Origin of the sequence: Paenibacillus sp. UMB7766-LJ446, assembly GCF_030226665.1 — a bacterium.
Classification (GTDB): domain Bacteria; phylum Bacillota; class Bacilli; order Paenibacillales; family Paenibacillaceae; genus Paenibacillus; species Paenibacillus vandeheii.
In genome coordinates this window covers 1-18,316 of record NZ_JASOYM010000010.1, presented here as the reverse complement: position 1 = coordinate 18,316, position 18,316 = coordinate 1, and the positions used below count along the sequence as shown (strand labels likewise).

The 18,316-nt window shown below is 48.1% G+C and carries 15 protein-coding genes and 1 tRNA gene; 6 read left to right on the top strand and 10 right to left on the bottom strand.

From position 1 onward, the window contains the following. Window positions 1–28: 28 nt before the first annotated feature. Window positions 29–1,381, bottom strand: coding sequence for an ABC transporter substrate-binding protein (locus tag QP794_RS22250; RefSeq protein WP_285078944.1), 1,353 nt, complete (start codon window positions 1,379–1,381; stop codon window positions 29–31). 362 nt (window positions 1,382–1,743) lie between these two features. Between QP794_RS22250 and QP794_RS22245 the strand changes: the two genes are divergently transcribed. Beyond that, window positions 1,744–2,700 carry an N-acetylglucosamine kinase gene (locus QP794_RS22245; RefSeq protein WP_285078943.1) on the top strand — a complete coding sequence of 319 codons (957 nt, stop codon included), beginning with the start codon at window positions 1,744–1,746 and terminating at the stop codon, window positions 2,698–2,700. A 35-nt stretch (window positions 2,701–2,735) separates the two neighbouring features. Continuing rightward, window positions 2,736–3,641: an N-acetylmuramic acid 6-phosphate etherase gene (murQ, locus tag QP794_RS22240; protein ID WP_285078942.1), complete on the top strand. Its 906-nt coding sequence runs from the start codon at window positions 2,736–2,738 to the stop codon at window positions 3,639–3,641. 147 nt (window positions 3,642–3,788) lie between these two features. Here the strand turns inward: murQ and QP794_RS22235 are convergent, their stop codons facing one another. Both QP794_RS22235 and QP794_RS22230 read right to left on the bottom strand, forming a co-directional pair. Continuing rightward, on the bottom strand, window positions 3,789–4,628 hold the full coding sequence (locus QP794_RS22235; RefSeq protein ID WP_079348896.1) for a MurR/RpiR family transcriptional regulator: 840 nt from the start codon (window positions 4,626–4,628) through the stop codon (window positions 3,789–3,791). A gap of 225 nt (window positions 4,629–4,853) precedes the next feature. Further along, window positions 4,854–5,984 carry an anhydro-N-acetylmuramic acid kinase gene (locus QP794_RS22230; protein WP_285078941.1) on the bottom strand — a complete coding sequence of 377 codons (1,131 nt, stop codon included), beginning with the start codon at window positions 5,982–5,984 and terminating at the stop codon, window positions 4,854–4,856. 281 nt (window positions 5,985–6,265) lie between these two features. Here QP794_RS22230 and QP794_RS22225 point away from each other — a divergent pair, with 281 nt between their 5' ends. Both QP794_RS22225 and QP794_RS22220 read left to right on the top strand, forming a co-directional pair. Then, window positions 6,266–7,687 (top strand): N-acetylmuramoyl-L-alanine amidase family protein, encoded by a 1,422-nt coding sequence (locus tag QP794_RS22225; RefSeq protein WP_483311941.1) that lies wholly within the window; start codon window positions 6,266–6,268, stop codon window positions 7,685–7,687. 41 nt (window positions 7,688–7,728) lie between these two features. After that, window positions 7,729–8,283, top strand: a complete 555-nt coding sequence (locus tag QP794_RS22220; protein ID WP_285078939.1) for a GerMN domain-containing protein — start codon at window positions 7,729–7,731, stop codon at window positions 8,281–8,283. A gap of 160 nt (window positions 8,284–8,443) precedes the next feature. On the opposite strand, the gene QP794_RS22215 is transcribed toward QP794_RS22220, so the two are convergent. The 4 genes from QP794_RS22215 to QP794_RS22200 all read right to left on the bottom strand — a co-directional run bounded on the left by QP794_RS22215 (window position 8,444) and on the right by QP794_RS22200 (window position 14,169). Continuing rightward, on the bottom strand, window positions 8,444–10,006 hold the full coding sequence (locus tag QP794_RS22215) for an MBL fold metallo-hydrolase (RefSeq protein ID WP_285078938.1): 1,563 nt from the start codon (window positions 10,004–10,006) through the stop codon (window positions 8,444–8,446). Beyond that, window positions 10,003–11,616, bottom strand: a complete 1,614-nt coding sequence (locus tag QP794_RS22210) for an ABC transporter permease (RefSeq protein ID WP_285079116.1) — start codon at window positions 11,614–11,616, stop codon at window positions 10,003–10,005. Before QP794_RS22210 ends, QP794_RS22215 begins: the two co-directional genes overlap by 4 nt. Window positions 11,617–11,769: 153 nt before the next feature. Further along, window positions 11,770–12,846, bottom strand: coding sequence for an ABC transporter substrate-binding protein (locus tag QP794_RS22205; protein ID WP_285078937.1), 1,077 nt, complete (start codon window positions 12,844–12,846; stop codon window positions 11,770–11,772). A 306-nt stretch (window positions 12,847–13,152) separates the two neighbouring features. After that, window positions 13,153–14,169 carry an ABC transporter ATP-binding protein gene (locus QP794_RS22200; RefSeq protein ID WP_285078936.1) on the bottom strand — a complete coding sequence of 339 codons (1,017 nt, stop codon included), beginning with the start codon at window positions 14,167–14,169 and terminating at the stop codon, window positions 13,153–13,155. Window positions 14,170–14,568: 399 nt separating this feature from the next. Here QP794_RS22200 and QP794_RS22195 point away from each other — a divergent pair, with 399 nt between their 5' ends. Further along, a complete protein-coding gene (locus QP794_RS22195; RefSeq protein ID WP_029881557.1) occupies window positions 14,569–15,477 on the top strand; it encodes a LysR family transcriptional regulator in 909 nt (302 codons plus the stop codon). A 144-nt stretch (window positions 15,478–15,621) separates the two neighbouring features. Then, window positions 15,622–16,482 carry a CYTH domain-containing protein gene (locus QP794_RS22190; RefSeq protein WP_285078935.1) on the top strand — a complete coding sequence of 287 codons (861 nt, stop codon included), beginning with the start codon at window positions 15,622–15,624 and terminating at the stop codon, window positions 16,480–16,482. Between the two features lie 260 nt (window positions 16,483–16,742). On the opposite strand, the gene QP794_RS22185 is transcribed toward QP794_RS22190, so the two are convergent. The 3 genes from QP794_RS22185 to QP794_RS22175 all read right to left on the bottom strand — a co-directional run bounded on the left by QP794_RS22185 (window position 16,743) and on the right by QP794_RS22175 (window position 18,237). Further along, the gene (locus QP794_RS22185; protein WP_024632367.1) at window positions 16,743–17,348 is read right to left on the bottom strand and encodes a short chain dehydrogenase; all 606 of its coding nucleotides are present in this window, start codon (window positions 17,346–17,348) and stop codon (window positions 16,743–16,745) included. Window positions 17,349–17,441: 93 nt separating this feature from the next. Continuing rightward, window positions 17,442–18,080, bottom strand: a complete 639-nt coding sequence (locus QP794_RS22180) for a pentapeptide repeat-containing protein (RefSeq protein WP_285078934.1) — start codon at window positions 18,078–18,080, stop codon at window positions 17,442–17,444. 86 nt (window positions 18,081–18,166) lie between these two features. After that, window positions 18,167–18,237, bottom strand: a tRNA-Gly gene (locus QP794_RS22175). Between the last annotated feature and the right edge of the window lie 79 nt (window positions 18,238–18,316).

Genomic DNA, 18,316 nt, shown 5'->3' with positions numbered 1-18,316 from the left:
GGTTTTGCGTTATGTTTATTGGTCAGAGTTATTGTCCGAACATCTGCTGGCCTTTGCTCTTGAAGTCTTCTGCGATCTGCTCCGGTGTTTTCTCACCCGAGAACAGCGCCTGAATGTTAGGCTTCACAACCTGTTCCTTGAATTGTTTTTGCTGTGATGCTTTGTCGATATCAAGTTCCAGTACAACCGGCATAGCGATATTCTCTGCCATTACTTTCGCAGCAGCCAGATTATCCGGTTGACCAAGCTCTTTTCCTTTAAACAGATCCGCCTGGGATTGTCTTACGAATGGGAGCGCCAGTTCATTGGCCGAGTTTCCTGCTTTGGCACCACTAAGTGCCTCCATCACGAGGAATGTATTTTTGGCATGCTGTTCGCCCTTATCCTTCTTCTGCTTGAAAGCTACGTACCCTTCGCCGCCCATCGTTGCTGCCGCAGCTTGATCGTCGTTATGCGGTACAGGCAGCAGGACAAAATCAATTTTCTCCCCTTGTACCTTTCCGTCATCAATGTCCTTGTTGCGGTTCTGAATCATGACATCATAATAAGGAATCGCTTTGGAGATGATTGCCGTTTCACCCGCGTAGAACATATCCGTCCGTTTTGCTGGAGCAAGAGCTGCCGTTTCCTTCGGCATATAACCTTGATCCATCAGGTTTTTGATAAAAGAGAGCGTATCGAGAATGCGTCCATCATTCCATTGGAACGTGCCGTCTTTGTCGAGAACGTCAATCATGCCGTTGTTTCGGGACAGCATTTCAATGAAATCAAGCGAGGTTCCGTCGGTCACCAGTCCATACTGTTTAGCCCCGCCATCCAGCGTTTTCGTCAGCTTGGCTGCGGCAGCGTTGAATTCGGACCAAGTCCAGCCATTTTGCTGAATGGATTTCCAGTCAATACCCGCTTCCTCCAGAATGCGTTTGTTACCACCCCATGCCCATTGGAATTGATACAACGGCAATCCGTACTGCTTCCCTTGGATCTGGCCCAATTCAAGCGTACCCGGCAGATAGTCATCCTTGATCTCAGGTGTCAGGTAGCTATCCAACTCAAGCGCCAACCCCGTATTTACATATGTGCCATCTACACTATGAAAGTAAAGATCCGGCGGGTTGCCTGCGTTCAGAGCGACATCGAATTTTTTGGGCCCTTCCGCCCAGGAGAGCATTTCCGTCTTCACGGTAATGTTCGGGTGTTCTTTATTGAAATCAACGATCAGATCCTTCAGTTCATCTTCATACGTCCCATGCACCGGATAAGTCCATACCGTCACCGTATCTTCCGCATCGGGATCATCTGAAGCAGCACCACCACTATTCCCGCAGGCAGTAACCCAGACCATCATCAACAACATTGCCCATACCAGACCCTTCTTTTTCATCCCTTCATCTCCTTCGCGTGTCGTCTCCCGAATTATTGCATTGCCTAACCATGCTACCCCTTTTGAAATCATCCATCCTTAAACGGCATAACTGACTAATGAGCGTGACAGTAAGGAAAATGCACCTCCCTTATGGATTAGACCTGAACGTACACAGGATTAATCTCTTAAATGCAATATTAACGTCAACTTAGTTGACATCAACCGTATTAATTCCTTCCAAAATTGTAGATTGAATTCATTATATGAGCTATGAAATAAAAATTCAACATTATTTTTTATTCTAAAATTTAATTTTACTTTTTCTTTTTATGCCTCTATACTATGTAAAAAGAAAACTCAAGCAAGCGAGGTGAGCCACTTTGCGAGTATATGTTGGCGTAGATGGAGGCGGTACCAATACTGATGCAGCAATCATTTCTGAATTCGGAGAAATTCTTGCCCGGCTCAGCGGCGGTCCCACGAACCCTCACAGCGTACCACCTGAACAGGCCCTTTCTGAATTGCAGCGAGTGCTGGAACAGCTATTTAATCTAGTAAGTGATTTATCGACAAATTGTGAAGGTATATGCCTCGGCATGTCAGGTGTTGATACGATCCAAGAACGGCAACTTATAGCCGACGCAGTAAATAATTATATGAAGAACAGTAATCGACACAAATCAGATGCCTGTCCAGTCTGGGTTGTATCCGAAGGAGAGATCGCCCTGATGGCCTCTCTCGGACATACTCACGGTGTATTGTGCATCTCTGGAACAGGGTCTATCGTGTACGGTTTTACGCTGGAAGGAGAACGATACCGGGCAGGAGGCTGGGGACATCTGCTCGGAGATGAGGGGAGTGGCTATCGCATTGGACAACGTGCACTGCAAGTGGTCATGCAGAGCTATGACGGCGTTCTTCCTCCAACCGGTTTAACTCCGCTTCTTATAAAGAAGCTGAACCTTCGGGATATATCGGAGCTAAAAGCACGGGTGTATCAATCGGACTGGGGCAAAACCGAGACCGCATCCATCGCCCGTCTTGCTATAGAAGCTGCTGAATCCGGGGATGAGGCTGCCCGGGCGCTGATCATCGATGAAGCCGGACAATTGGCAATTACGGCAAAAGCACTGATTGCCCGTCATCCCGAATTTGCAACCACTCAGGTTGTCCTGTCCGGATCACTGTTCCGATACGCTGCGCTTTTCCGAAATACATTTATCCAGAAGCTGTCAGGATATTATGAAGAATTGGACTTTGTATATCGTGAAGATGCCCCTGCTCCAGCGGTAGGTGCAGCACAACTGGCAAGAAGACGCTGTTCCTTGAAAGATTGAAGAATCATTTTAAAAGAGAGAAGGAGGCCATACGGATGAACCACATGCTGAACTCATTATTAACGGAACAACCCAATCCACTAACGGATCATATAGATGAATTGCCCTCGGCAGAAATTATGGAACTGATTAATAAGGAAGATCAACGGATTGCGGAGCTGATTCAGCCCCTGATCCCGGTCATTGCCCAAGCGGCGGACCGAATCTTGGAGGCATTTCAGTCGGGCGGCAGGCTGTTCTATGTAGGTGCAGGCACCAGTGGACGATTGGGAATACTTGACGCTTCAGAATGCCCGCCTACCTACGGAACCCCTCCCTCCATGGTACAGGGTATTATTGCAGGGGGATTTCGGGCGGTGAAGGACCCGGTGGAAGGTGCTGAGGATAGCGAGGAATTGGGGGCTGCAGATCTGGATGAGCATGGAATAGACGAAAACGATGTCGTAGTTGGTATCGCAGCCAGTGGGCGAACGCCATATGTGCTGGGTGCGATGAGACACGCCAAGGAGATCGGAGCTACTGTGATCAGCCTGAGTAACAACGCAGGTACGCCAATGACCCTTTTAGCTGATGTAAGTATTGAAGCTGTTGTCGGCCCGGAGGTTGTCATGGGGTCAACACGCATGAAGGCAGGCAGCGCCCAGAAGATGATTCTGAACATGCTGACCACTACCGCCATGATTCGTCTGGGCAAGGTCTACCGTAATTTCATGGTCGATCTGAACCCTTCCAACGAAAAGCTTGTCCATCGGGCCAAACGCATGATCCATCTGGCAACCGGAGCGAACGAAGCGGACATTGAACAGGCTTTTGCCGGTGCAGACGGTCATGTGAAAACGGCAATCGTTATGCTGATGACAGGCGTGGACGCCGTGGAAGCTCAGCGCAGACTGGATCTGGCTGACGGATTCGTCCGCAGCGCCATTATGGGGCCTTCCTGAACCATGCAGGGCGCATAGCTCTTGAAGTTGAAAGAGTCCGACATAGGTGTCTGGGCTCTTTTTTTGATTTTTTCATACTACAAGTGGATATCATCCATCAAAAAATCCCCTCCTGTATAAACAGAAAGGGATACATATCGTTCAAATTCACTTATGTTCCAGAATAGCCTGCCGGCTCTTCTCCAAATATTCCACCGACTGGTTGTAGTCGCGGCTGGCAATCGCCAAGTACAAAATGTCGATGACGTTCAGCTGTGCAATGCGTGACGACGTTGCTCCGCTCCGGATATCGCTTTCGGTGGAAGTAATCATCAGGGGTACATCCGCCAGACTGCTGAGCGTATTGCTGCCCCACTTGGTAATGCTAATCGTTGCAGCGCCGCCTTCACGGGCATGCTTCAGACAGGAGATCACGTTCGAAGTCTCCCCTGAATACGAGATACATACCACCGCATCATCTTCGCGAAGCGTCGTTGCGGACGAAATCTGCATATGCGGATCGGCGAACGAAAAGCTTGTACGATTGATTCGCATGAACTTGTAGTGTGCATCCAGCGCAATCAGGTTGGAGGCCCCCACCCCGTAGAAAAAGATTCGTTTCGCCCGATGAAGCACATCCACCGCCTGTTCCACCAGACGTGGGTCCAAAATATGAACCGTATCCTTCACCGACTGAATATTGTTTGCGGACACATGCTGAATAATGCTCTCCATGGAGTCCTGGGGACGAATCTCCGTATATTGATATTGTTCACCTGTCTGCAAATCTCCGGCAATCTTCAGCTTCAGCTCCTGAAAACCCGTTACACCCAGTGATTTGCAGAGACGGATAATAGCAGCCGGGCTGCCACCGCTCCGTTCAGACAGCTGTGCCACCGAGGACTGAACCGTTTCTTGGGGATGATCGAGAATGTAGGCTCCGATCTTCCGTTCCGACGGAGTCAAGTCATCCATTAATGCGCGTAAACGTACAAGTCCACCCTTCATGCCTTCCATCCGCTCCTCCTTCCCGTACTGCCTTCATGTACAAGCATTTTATCCTATAATTGCAATGGAGTCTAATCGGTTAAACGCTCTTGCATAGCCAAATCATTCAAAAACCAGGACTCACTACAGTGTCAGATTGCCCGATATTACTGCGTGTTTCGCGCCGGTTACTGCCGGGAGTGTGTTGGTTCTTCCCATGAGTGCCTCATGGCCAAGGAGGGCAAATCATCCGATCGCTTCGCGGGCATCATCCGGTATGCCATAGTCCGCTGTTCGTTCCAAACGAATGCCTCCCGGTAGTCGCTGACGGATCATCTCAATTAACGTGGCATTGGAAGTGCCGCCTCCGCAGGCCAGCATGGCCGATATTTGTACCTTCGGCAGGATAAAATCCTCCACTGCCCGCACGATCGTCTCCGCAGTTAGACAGGTGGCGGTAGCCAGCGTATCTTCCAGGGATAAGGAACGCGCAGCAGCCATCCCCATCAGGCGCGCTGCATATGCCGCACCGTACACTTCACGTCCCGTGCTCTTGGGAGGGAGTCTTTTGAAATAATCATCGTCCAAACACAGATCCACCAGACCCTGATCAAATATCCCTTGTGCGGCCATGCTTCCATTCGGATCATAATGCTGCCGCCCACCTGTCGCCTGGCGTACAATCGCGTCCATTACCATATTCCCTGGTCCCGTATCAAAAGCCGAGATACCTTCGGCAGATGACGCTGCCGGGAGCACCGTGACGTTGCCAATGCCGCCGATATTTTGTACCAGCCGCCCTTCCGTTGGGCTACGAAACATTAACGCATCGGCGTAAGGCGTTAGAGGCGCTCCCTCCCCGCCAGCCGCCATATCCCGTGCCCGCAGATTAGCGATCACTGGCAGGCCCGTTCGTTCACGCACAACGGCGCATTCGCCAATCTGGAGCGTGGACACCACGGGAAGGCTCGCGCCAGTTGGCCCCGGAAAATCCGAAGCAACAGGTGCGTGCCATACGGTCTGCCCGTGCATGCTGATCGCATCCACCAGCCCGGATGAGATTCCTGAGGATCGAATAAGCTCTGTGACACTGTGTGCATACCACTCCGATACGCCAAAATGTGCAGCCGTTAGCTCATCCACGCGTGCCGTCTCCGGTGAGCATAGTCGAATCAGCACTTCTCTCAATTCATTGGAGTACGGTACGCAGACGAAGTCAACCAGATCGATCTTTTGCAATGCCCCGCTGTCATCTGTCAGAATCCGCACCAATGCCGCATCCGTCCCGTCGAGGGACGTGCCTGACATCAATCCAATGATATAATGCTCCCGTTTCAAGCGATATTGCTCCCACATCGGATAGCTGCCTGTATCCATCCATTCACAACCTCCCGCCAGACCCGATGAACACGTCATCCTGCCATAATTTCACCCAGTATATGATATAAAATTTCACAAGTCAAATATTTAATGAAATTAAATTACACACTTCAACTATAGCTACTTTTTGTCTGAACTGGAATCCTCACGACATGCTTTCTATAAATAAAAATAGATAAATAACGATCAAAAAAGAAACATTTTTACAATTTTACCGTTTATATAATGGAGGTATATTTTGGAATAGAAATATAGAACGAAAATAGTAGAGGTGCATAATGAAAAAAACGATTTTACTCCTGTTTTTGAGCCTGTTTTTTCTAGCTTTACTCCCTAGCCAGGGAAACGCCGCTGCAAGCACGTCAAAAATCTTCTTGGACGGCGAGGAATTAATCCTCCCAAGTGACGTTCAGGTGACCATCGTGAATAAGAATGTTATGATTCCGATTCGTGTCGTTGCCGAAAACCTGAAATTCAAAGTGGATTGGAATCAAAATACACGTAATGTAAAGATTCAGCAAAATGACAAGACGATTTCTTTAACCGTTGATCAAAAGCAAGCCATGGTTGCGGACAAGCAAGTCACCCTGAACACAGCCCCACTCATTTTGAATAACACCATGGTGGTACCTATTCGATTTGTCAGTGAGCAAATGGGACTCAACGTGAAATGGAACAACAAGGAGAAGATTGTATACTTAATCAACACCGACACCAGTAAGCAGCCCACAGATGAACCGGGTAACGGTTCAGGAAACGGTAGCCCAACATCGCTAACCCATGTTACGGATATCCAATTTGCTAACAATCAGCTCGTCGTGTCTATGGATGGTCAATCCAAACCCGTGATGACAACTTTGAAGAACCCCGATCGTCTGGTCGTGGATCTGCCCGGAGCAGTGTTTGGTGATCTATCACAACCTTTGAATCAAAACATGAATGGCAAATTGGATGTGGAAGCATACCCCAATATAACGGAAGTTAGATATTCTCTTTTTAAACAAGACCCTGGTCAAGTCCGAATTGTCGTAGAATTGAATCATGTGAAGGATGTCCAATACAGCCAGAACCTGATTGCCGATAAACTGATTATTGATCTGAATGTTTCGGGCGATAACGTCACACCTGTTCCTGTCATTCCTGGAGGCGATTCAGGACGCAAGGTCGTTGTCATCGACCCAGGCCATGGTGGTAAAGATCCAGGAGCAACCAGCATCACCAACAAACCCGAGAAAGAATATAATCTGGCATTGGCTCTCAAAGTACAAGCACTGCTTCTCAATGAGCCGGATATCGAATTGGTGATGACTCGTGACGGTGATACTTATCCCACCCGCCCGGAGCGTGTTCAGCTCGCCAATCAATTAAACGCGGATGTATTTGTATCTATCCATGGCAATAATGTGGAGTCCTCACCCCAGGCGACAGGTACGGAGACGTTCTACTATCAACGCAGTAGCAGCAAGGAATTAGCCAATATCATTCACCAGCGTTTGGTTAAAGCCATGGGGCTCAAAGACCGTGGTGTGAAAAATGGTAACTTGGAAGTGATCAGAGACACGACCATGCCTGCAGTACTTTTGGAAGTGGGATTCCTGAGTAATGTTATGGATGAAGAACTAATGTCGTCCGATGTCGTACAGATGAAAGCTGCTCAAGCGATAGCAGATGGGATTAAGGAATATCTGGGAATAAATTAAAGGATAGAACATAATGTAAATACGCTGGAGGATGTGATCCATTGAAAACGAAATTGGGATGTGCACTCGTCTTGTCCTTCTTTATGATAGTTGCCATTGGTTGTGCTCAGAAGCCAGTCAGTGAATCGGGATCGGCCGAACCTGCTGTTCAGGGGGGACAGTCACCAAACCCATCCGAAGCCAAGGTGGACCTGGGCACAATGAACACACAAGCGGTTGATGTGTATTTCGCAGATTCACAGGTACTGGAACTGGAGAAAAAAGAGCAGGAAATTGAATATAAGGACGATTCCGAGAAATATAAAAAAACATTTGAAGCTTTACAAAACAATACCGATTCGGAGCTCGTATCCCTCTGGGAGAAGGTTGAATTGCTCTCCATACAGTACGACGAGGGCAAAGTCACTCTGGATGTTCATATCCCGGATGAGGCCAAATTGGGAACCAGTGGCGAACTGCTTGCATTGGATGCACTGACCCAGACGATGTTTCAATATGATGAAGTAGAAAGTATTGATATCCTGGTGGACGGTGAAGCCCTGGACAGCTTGATGGGCCATTCAGAGCTGGAGCATCCTATTCAGCGCCAATCCTAATTTTAAAAAAGGCACCGGCTGATTCTCTCCTTGAATCATCTCCCTTGCATGATGAGAAGCATAATTTCTCATCATGCATTTTTATTTTTATAAAAATCAACATTCAAAAAGACGTCCCCAGGGACGCCCTACATAGATCCAATCCTTATAAAATTCCTATCTACAGATACAGCTCATCTCCGGGAGATAGCGAATGTAGTATTTCCTTCCCCGAGACCCATTTTTCGCTGAGTAAGCCTTCTCTTAGTTTATCCGTCTCTGCCCGATCCGCATGCACAAGCACCGTATGCCTTGCAGGAACCTGGTGCAGCATCGTCTCAACATCCTTCCAGCCCTGGTGTACCTTATAACGTATTTTACGTACTTCGCACGCGCCATACTTTGCAGGATTATGAAAAAGCCTGTGAGCGTATGTGCCAGCAGAGACATGTCCGGTGAGCAGCACCAGATTATTTCCACCGTCCGCAAACTGGCTATAGTACCACCGAGCAAGAGAGGACTGCATCATCCCGTCTGGAATGAACCACAAAGAAGCAGCATGGTGATTCAGTAGCCGCTCTCGTTCTTCCTTTGTCACAGGCAGCTCCCAACCTTGACCACTCAGAAAACGCGCAATCGCATCCTTCACAGAACCAGGTATGTGTTCTTCCTCTTCCTTTAACCAGTATGGAGCACGTAAAAGCTGCTTTAGTCCATCCACCAAGCCTTGTTCCACTACAATCGGAACGTCCGGGAACTGCTGCTGTGCCCACAGCATGATTTCCTGACCACGACCCACCGAAGGCATAGGCATCAGCACCTTTCCACCCCGGGCAATCGCCTCACGGATGACATGCTCCAGTTGCTCCAGCTTGTTGCCCTGTGTATCGCGATCTGTACCGTATGCGGCATCCACAATCGCCAAATCCAGCAGGCTGATTGGAGTTGCTTTGGTCACTTCTGCTTCCTTCGATGTGGAATTGCCAAGCCGTTGCTCTACAAACCTTCCTGCTGATACCGATGATCGCAACACCCCTTCGGATGAAGCAGAGGCCAAGGTATGCGATGCGGATGGCTCTCCTGCCACAGCATGCCCACCATTCACGGCGGTTAGTGTATCCAGCTTCCAACGTGTAGTAACTGAAGCATCAAGGCCCCGCTTGTTCCGTGGTAACCTTGCCTGCCAGAACGCATCGGCTGGACAATCCTCCTGCAAAAGCATGGACTCTGACGTGTAGTCGCCGGAATAAAATATCCGCTTATCTTCCATTTCCAGCCCGAACCATACCGATCCTGCAAGGTGTCCACTGCGCCCCCAGACCGCCGAGACGCCAGGGAAAAGTTCAAACCAGGTCCCACCCTCGGCTTCATCCTCCAGAAACCGATAACGAATCAATTGTTCATCGCCTTCTTCGTAAGGCAGGGCATGCCCTGCTCGTTCCATATTCCTGCGCCAAGCTCTGAAATAGGTGTCCAGCTGCTCCCTGGTTTCCCGCGTCGTCCATACTTCGCCCTGATACCCCAGCCTATAGAGCAAGGGAATAGCGACAGAATGATCCTCATGGGCGTGAGACAACAGCACTACATCCAGCTTCTTAACAATTTCCGGTTCGATCAGCGGGTACTCGCCAGCTCCTTCTTTTTTCACGCCACAATCCAGTAAAAGCTGAACCCGGCTCCCACTCAGCAGATAGGCGGAACGTCCATGTTCCCCAGCACCGCCCCATACCTTCAGTTTGATCATGATGCATTCCACTTTCTCTTCGAATTCAGAACTTCAATACCAAGCAGCATCAGTACCGTCATGCCGACAGTAACCACGGCCATCGCCATCCCCAATGAGACCTGACCTTGTTCAAATTGTGCAAAAATATACGTAGCCGAGGTCTGCATCGATGGAGGTAAAATCAACAGCGACCCTACCAGTTCCCGTGTAGCAATCGTGAATGTCATCATCCACCCGGCCAGCATGCCGGGAATGATCAGTGGTAGAAGAATGCGCCGCAGAATATACAGCGGCTTTCCGCCAAAGACCTGACCCGCTTGGAATAACGTTCCGTCAATCTGGGTGAAGCTTGATTTGACATACTGCACCGTGTACGGCAAGAAGAGCACCACATACGTCAGAACAACCATTCCGTACGAGTTGTATAACGTGAACGGCATCCATGGTGAATTCCAGAAGAGGATCAGACCCACCACCATGACAATGCCCGGTACCGTATTCGGCAGCAGACTGAACAGATCAATGACACGCTGCATAAAGGAAGATGATTTACCAATCGTCAGTGCAAAACCTGTACCGATAATAACCGCAACCGTCGAAGCTGCCAGTGACAGTCCCAGACTGTTCCCGATTGCTTTCATACTGACCGATCCCCAGGACAGTAATTCCCGGTAATGATCCAGCGTCAGATTATCGAAGGACAATCCCGCCCCGCGCAGCTTCATCGTCGACGCCGCAATAATGGAGAAATACGGAATGCCCACTGACAGAATTAGCAGCAACGCGAGATACAACCCGCACAACCAGCCCGCTCCGCCTCGTAGGGAGTACCGTTTGGAACGCTGTCCTTTGCCCCCTACCAGACGGTATGTGAACTTGCGACTCATGGCAGACTGCATGTACCACATCACCAGACAGACCGACAGCAGCACGGAAGCGAGCGAAGTCGCCTTGCCAAAATCAATCGGCCAGCTGGAGATATACTTGTGGATTTCAGAGGTCATGACATAATAGCCAATCTTGCGGCCGAAGGTTGCTGGCGTTCCGAATTCTGCGATCGTTTTGACAAAGACGAGCATGATCCCCATGCCATAGGAAGACAACAGCAGTGGTAAAATAATGCGTCTGAATCGGTATCCCGCACGTCCCCCGTGCACCGCTCCCGCTTCTTCCAGATTGCCTCCAATACGAATGATGGCATCCCGAAGCAACAAGTACAGGAAGGGGAACAGGTGCAGACTCATAATGAGCACCATGCCCCAGAAGCTGAAGAACAGCTCACTCCAGCTTGCAGCGGAGGGCACCCATTGCTGCAGGTATCCCCCTTTTTGCATAAACAGAATCCAGCCCATAGAGCCGATATACGGCGGAGTCATGAACGGAATCATGAGGATTACGTCCACCCAGCGATGCTGTCCCATGCGAGTCTTCGCCATCATCCAGGCCAGTGGCAATGCCAGCAGCGTTGTTACAGCCACCACGCAGATCCCCAACCATACGGAATTCAGCAGCACCCCGGATAAATGCTGTCCGGTAATGGTCCGAATCGGAGCCATCCAATCCCATTGCCCGTCCGGATACACACTTTGCCAGAAAATTAGTAAGAGCGGTACACCAATGCTTATCATTAGCAGAAAGAGGGCCAGAATCACGCCCACTCTCCGAAAAATACGGTTGTTGTCTACTACAACAGGTTTCACTACGATTTCACCTCACATGACTTCCACAAGACAATCGTCTCTTCACTCTAGTTGCTCGATTTGCTCGTCATTCTAATCTGCTTATTTAAAAGTCTCGGAGAAACGTGCCGCTGTCTCATCTCCGTGTTCACTCATCCAGTTCCAATCCACTTTAAGCTGTGGGATGTCTTTCAGATTCGCCCGGTTAGTCGCCTCGATGTCTTCACGTCCAGGAATCAGATAAGCATCTGCAACGAGCTTTTGTGCTTCATCGGACAACAGGTAGTCGATAAACGCTTTGGCATTCTCTACATTCTTACTTGATTTCAGGATCGCTGCCGGTCTCGGACTGATTACAGTCCCTTCCTCTGGATATACGATGTCCAGTGGTTCACCTTTGGCTTTGGAGGAATACGCCATGTAATCCACACCAGCTGCTACGATGCTCTTTGCTCCGGTAATAACCGGATCAAGCGCTTCCTGATTCGCTCCTGCCATCGCTACACCATTTGCTTTGTAGCTTTCCAGCAAGTCCCAGCCCTTATCTCCGTTCGCACTCAGGTATCCTGTAATGAAATCCAGCGCCGAACCAGACAGCGTAGGATCCGGGATGTTGACTAGGTCCTTCCAGGCAGGTGCTGCAAGTTCAGCCCAACTGGTTGGTGGCGTGGACACCAGCTTGGTGTTGTAGACAATTCCGAGCGCAGAAGCACTGGAACTAAAATAGTTACCTTCAGCATCTGACCAATCCTTGTTCAGCTTGTCTGCATTCTCGGCATCAGCATACGGGAGTGTTAGACCATCCGCTTTCAGTGCTTGTGCCGAAGGCAGGGAGGCCAGGATAACGACGTCCGCTACAGGATTGGATTTCTCAGCTTCCATCCGAGCCAGAATTTTACCTGTTGTACCTTGGAACATCTCCACTTCAATGCCCGTCTTGGCTGTAAATCCGCTGATGATGTTATCCGCCAGCTTCTGTGGTCCTGCACTGTACACTACCAGCTTGCCGCCGGCTGGTTTTGTCGTTTCCGCCGATGCAGTAGCCGCACTGCCTTCACCTGCAGCTTGACCCGCATTCCCGGTGGTTGAATTACCTGTGCTGCATCCGAACAAACTGATACTCATTACCGCTGATAACAACAGCATCGCGCTTCTTTTCCGTGTTTTCATACCCAACATTTCATTCCATCTCCCTTGGTTTCTGATTATATTTTTATTCAAGTTTCTGCAAACTCACGCTGTTTACGCTATGGTTGCTATTCGTTGCTACTCGTTGCTATGGTTGTTATGTTTGTTTGATTGCTATTGACACCAACACATGCCTCTCTTTATGAGACTGAACGGTGATATGATCTCAGGAAGGTACGTTTCCTTCATAATTCACTTTCTAGAAGTTACACTTCCTTGATAATCCGTTTCATTACTTAAGGATATGATCCTCTTCATGGCCCATTTCCTGATCCGTGGCCTTTATACTCATCATGATCAGTTGGCTGCTGCAATGAACTCTCTTGGCTTTACTTTAGGAGTTTCTTCCCCATTCATTCGGCAAATCCGCTCCGGGGATACATAGAGCTGAATCTTCTCCCCTACACGCACTCTTTGATCCAGATAGGCTGTCCATACCCCCAGCCCTTCCATCTGCACCCGAATTTCATAACGTTCTCCTACATAACTGACGCTGAGCACCACTGCCTGATAACACAGATCATCATGACCTGTTTTGTTCCAGGAGACATGTTCCGGTCTCACCATGGATTGATTGGGCGTAAGCCAGTTGGACTTTCCGATAAACGAAGCAACAAAGGGATCGCTTGGCGATCCGTAGATCGTTTCCGGGGTTCCTTTTTGCAATATCCGCCCCTTCTCCATCACCACAATCTCATCCGACATCGACATCGCCTCAACCTGATCATGGGTGACGTACAGCGCGGTCAGTCCCATATCCCGCACCAATGACATCATCTCAATCCGCATCTCTTCCCGCAGCACGGCATCCAGTGCACTTAGCGGCTCATCGAACAGGATAATCCCCGGTCTCACCGCTACCGCTCTGGCAAAAGCGACCCGCTGCTGCTGTCCTCCCGACAGCTGATGAGGATAGCGATCCTCCATGCCTTGCAGGCGAACCATACCAAGTGCTTCGGTCACCTTCTGGCGCAGATCCGATTTTTGCTTTCCGGCCTTCAGGCCGAACGCCACATTTTCGTACACCGTCATATGCGGCCATAATGCAAAATCCTGAAACACCATGCCCAGATTACGCTTATGTGTCGGTACATCTATCCGCTTCGTCGCTGAGTAGAAACTCTTGCCATCCGCGACGATTTCTCCCGCATCCGGCTGCTCCAGCCCGGCCAGCATGCGCAGCAGTGTCGTTTTGCCGCAGCCGGATGGGCCAAGCAGCGTCGTAAACTGTCCATGCTGAAGCGTTAAATCCGTGGGCAGCAGTGCGGGAGTGCGATTGAATGATTTTTGAATTCCCGTAATTTCCATTTTCATAAGCATCCCTGCCTGTCTTCTTGTACTGTTCTCAGTCTAACGTCCGCTTTCGCGAGTTGTATGTTAGAAATGTAAAATTGGAATTAACTTTTTAGATGAATTCTGTTGATGTTCATAGATTAAATCTATATAAGGTGATTCAAATGAATTTTTCATTTTGCTACTCCGATTACAGCACCATCTTCCGATCGCTGTTATCCCCGGATTTCCTTGATTCCCTTTACAAAGGGAGAAATCAGGGGATAAAGGCGAAGCGTATGCTTCCGAAGTAGTTTTCTTTCAGAAAGCTTTTAGCTTCGCTTCTTCAGATTTGTCCTGTACTCTCCGTCTTTATGAAAACAAGCATTAAATCATCTTATATTATGGAGCCCTGTATAAGGGAGAGGAGTGTTGAGTTCGTTGAACCTGATTAAACTGCAAATTGTTGAACTCATTGATAAGCATCATCATATGACCAGTGTGGCCGAGGTTCTCGGCATCAAGCAGCCTACTGTTACCTTTCATATGAAGTCTCTGGAGGAAGAGATGGGGGTACGATTATTCGAATCGCGTAGTGGAAAGACGTTTCTGACCGAGGCTGGACAAGCCCTTTTACATTATTCCGTCAAAATCAATGCCCTGACCCAGGAAGCACGCAGAGTCGTACAGGAATATGACAGCCTGTATCGGGGCACCCTGCACATTGGAGCGAGCTATGTACCTGCAACGTATCTGCTGCCACCTATTTTGAACACATTTTCTCAGGAATTCCCCGGTATTCGAATTATGTTATCGGTCAAGCCTTCACCCGTTATCCGCGAAATGTTGATCCGCCACCAGATTGATCTGGGTGTGATTTCTTCCGAACCATTTGTGGGTCCGGTATTGCAGGCAGAAACGCTGTGTGAAGACGATCTGGTATTAATCTGCTCACCACAGCATGTCTTGGCCCAGAGGGATGTACTGAAACCCGAGCATATGGCACAGGTTCCTTTTGCGCTCCATGGGAATGAATCCAGCACTCGCCGTTTAACCAACCAATGGCTGGAGCAACATGATATTCGTCTGCGGAGCACTGTGGAGATGGATTCTCTGGAAGCAATCAAGCAGCTGGTTTTACTTGGCGGTCATATCTCGTTCATGTCACGAATGGCCGTACAGTGGGAAGAACAACATGGGCTCATCAAGGTGCTACCCATTCCGGGAGAGCAGGCTCCACGGCACATTTACACCGTTCACAACAAGGATCGTCATCCTTCAGTTCAAGTTAACCGCTTCAAAGAAGTGTTGCGGGACAAGAGCCATAGTTTCTCTCTTTTCAATTCATAATCCTGCTATCCCATATAAACTATCGCTTGGCATTCATCAAATCTATGCAGGGTTAACGCAACGAGCCCTTCCATTTAATCGCTTTCATATACTCGGACGATAAAGTGGGTCTGTACGTTAATCCAGCCTAGGGAGTGATTGGTTTTGAAAAAATGGAAAAAGGTAACCGCCTCATTCATGTTGAGTATCGTGACATTGGGAAGTGGACTGACGTTTCTGGAAGCACCACAGGTTTCAGCAGCAGCTAATGCTGTTCCTGCCTATGAAGTGAAGTTCCTGGCTAAGCCGGAGCTGGTATTGAACACAGATGGGACACCACGCAGTGAAGTCATTCAGACGCTTGGCTTAAGTTCCACAGCAAAAAACATTAGCGCAGAATATTTCGACACCAACGCGCTGAATCTTGATCAACAGGGATGGAACGTCCGTTTTCGGAAGAAAGATGACAAGAACAATTATGAACTGACTTATAAAAAGCGCTATCCTGTTATCAATGGTGATGTTAATGCGGCTTTGACTCTGGCTAACCAAGAGGGATTTGATGCGTCAGACGATAATTATGAGGCTGAAATTGACTGGGGATATGGCAAACAAACATTGAGCTTCTCCAACACCAAAAAGGTGGATACCAAAGCTACAGGCGTACAACTTCCATCACAGCAAGAAGCATTAAACATGTTATTGGACAAGCTGCCTGGCAAATTAAAAAATTGGTCCTCCTCCAACTGGGGTAAACAACAACTCACACAATCCCGTGCTTACGGCCCAGTAACGTTCCAACGTTATGAAGGCACATGGAATGGACAAGAACTTACCCTTGAAGTATGGCCTATTCGTAACGCAGCAGGCACAGGAGTAGAGAATATTGTCGAGATTTCATTTAAAACAACAGATACTTCTTCTGTTTCCGGACTGCGCACCCAACTGATGCAAGTGCTTCAGAACAAAAACTGGCTCATTCCTGCCGATGGTCTGAAAACTCAACTGATCCTGGAAAGATACTAATTGGTAGTTGTTGTCTATACCTTATGAGTCTACGTAACTGCCTCTAGCGGCTTTAAGGGCAACGGGGAAAATGGGCATTGCTATGTTCTTAGTGAAGAGAAACAGATCATGGCCGTTACCCTTCCCTTACCGTATCGCTTAAACATACAAAAATATGCTTGGTTTATCTGCCCATTAGAGCTAAATCCCATTTCATCCAAAACAAAAGGAGATCAGCAGGAACATTCTGCTGATCTCCTTTGTATTTATTATCTTTACAGTTAGTATATTTTAAAGGTTTGGGCGGTTTCGATCCCAAGTGCACTTTGGATAAACGTATTGGCGACCCGCTCCACAGGCACCGGATTAAATCCGATAAACACACCCTTATATTTCTCTGCGGATTCAACAAAAAGGTTAGGACTAACGGAATTTAAACGTATACCTCGAGGAAGCTCATACGCTGCTGCTTTGGCAAACGAATCAATTGCACCGTTGACCATAGCACTGGATGCACCTTTCAAAATGGGATGGTCCTGTATAATGCCACTGACCAGCGTAAAGCTTCCCTTATCGTTGATGTAGTGCTGTCCAATCAAGACGATATTCACCTGACCGAGTAATTTGCCCTGCACACTAATCATATTGTTCTCCGGGGTCAGTTCTTCCAACTTCGCATAATGAGTCTGGCCTGCTGCAACAATGACGTAATCAATATTAGTCACCGTTTCAAAGAGGGCTGTAATACTTTCTGTCGAGGTCATATCCACCTGGTAATCGCCGGATTGCCTGCCGGCTGTAATTACCTCAACGGAATATTCCTGAAGCTTCGCAACAACCGCCTTGCCTAATGTGCCATTTCCTCCAATAACCAGAGCCCTTTTCATACTACGCCTCCTTTACATCAGTAAAAGCATGAAATTGAAATTGTACATTCATTGATCTCTTCATTTAAACAAAGTTCATTCACATAATCAAACTCACTTCACTATTAAGCCTAATAATCCAACAAAAGAGGCTGCCTGAGAATCTGAAATGATGCATCCGTCCAGATCCTCAATATCTACATGTAACCTTTCAAAGCTACAATCACTAAGGTCCACTCCCTTAAGCTTTACACCTGACAAAAGAGCTTGGTCTATATTGCATTCAGAGAACTCCAGTTTTTGGGGTGCAGCTTGAAAGAAATCGCCACTCACCAGAGAGCATTCGGTGTACTTCACCTGTTTAAACTTGGAGAAACGGAATAAAGAAAGGTCAGCAACACAACCCTGAAAGCTTACATTTTGGAGCCTGCTATTTGCAAAATTGGTACCAAGTAATTTACAGTTTCTAAATTCCGTCCGGTGGAGGAAAGAGCCGTTTAAGTTCATATTGGACAAATCACATTTATCAAAAATCACATCGGTAAGCTCGACTTCCGGTAATGAGGACTCACTAAAGATCACGTTCTCAAAAACCACTTTATCGAATGATACCCTGCTGGCGCTCTGATTCTCAATAGCGATATTACTGAATCGCCCATGCTTGATTTCTTCTTTACTCTCCCATGCTTCTAAAGCCAACGATAAGTCTTCAAGCTCCAGAGGAATCTTTGGCGTTTCCATTTTAGTTTTCATAAGTCCTCCCACTATTTTCTTATATAAATTACTATATCAAAAAGAGCCCTTGCAGTAAGCAAGAGCTCTCTTTGATATTACCATAAAGCGGGTGATGGGAATCGAACCCACGCTATTAGCTTGGAAGGCTAAAGTTCTACCATTGAACTACACCCGCATATAAAAATCGGGATGACACGATTTGAACATGCGACCCCCTGGTCCCAAACCAGGTGCTCTACCAAGCTGAGCTACAT

What these genes read in the sequence shown, in the direction of transcription:
- QP794_RS22200 (WP_285078936.1), bottom strand. Translation starts at nt 14,169, where the DNA reads ATGAAAATGGAAATTACGGGAATTCAAAAATCATTCAATCGCACTCCC.
- QP794_RS22215 (WP_285078938.1), bottom strand. Translation starts at nt 10,006, where the DNA reads ATGATCAAACTGAAGGTATGGGGCGGTGCTGGGGAACATGGACGTTCC.
- murQ (WP_285078942.1), top strand. Translation starts at nt 2,736, where the DNA reads ATGAACCACATGCTGAACTCATTATTAACGGAACAACCCAATCCACTA.
- QP794_RS22235 (WP_079348896.1), bottom strand. Translation starts at nt 4,628, where the DNA reads ATGAAGGGTGGACTTGTACGTTTACGCGCATTAATGGATGACTTGACT.
- QP794_RS22250 (WP_285078944.1), bottom strand. Translation starts at nt 1,381, where the DNA reads ATGAAAAAGAAGGGTCTGGTATGGGCAATGTTGTTGATGATGGTCTGG.
- QP794_RS22210 (WP_285079116.1), bottom strand. Translation starts at nt 11,616, where the DNA reads ATGATAAGCATTGGTGTACCGCTCTTACTAATTTTCTGGCAAAGTGTG.
- QP794_RS22230 (WP_285078941.1), bottom strand. Translation starts at nt 5,984, where the DNA reads ATGGATACAGGCAGCTATCCGATGTGGGAGCAATATCGCTTGAAACGG.
- QP794_RS22225 (WP_483311941.1), top strand. Translation starts at nt 6,266, where the DNA reads ATGAAAAAAACGATTTTACTCCTGTTTTTGAGCCTGTTTTTTCTAGCT.
- QP794_RS22185 (WP_024632367.1), bottom strand. Translation starts at nt 17,348, where the DNA reads ATGAAAAGGGCTCTGGTTATTGGAGGAAATGGCACATTAGGCAAGGCG.
- QP794_RS22205 (WP_285078937.1), bottom strand. Translation starts at nt 12,846, where the DNA reads ATGTTGGGTATGAAAACACGGAAAAGAAGCGCGATGCTGTTGTTATCA.
- QP794_RS22180 (WP_285078934.1), bottom strand. Translation starts at nt 18,080, where the DNA reads ATGAAAACTAAAATGGAAACGCCAAAGATTCCTCTGGAGCTTGAAGAC.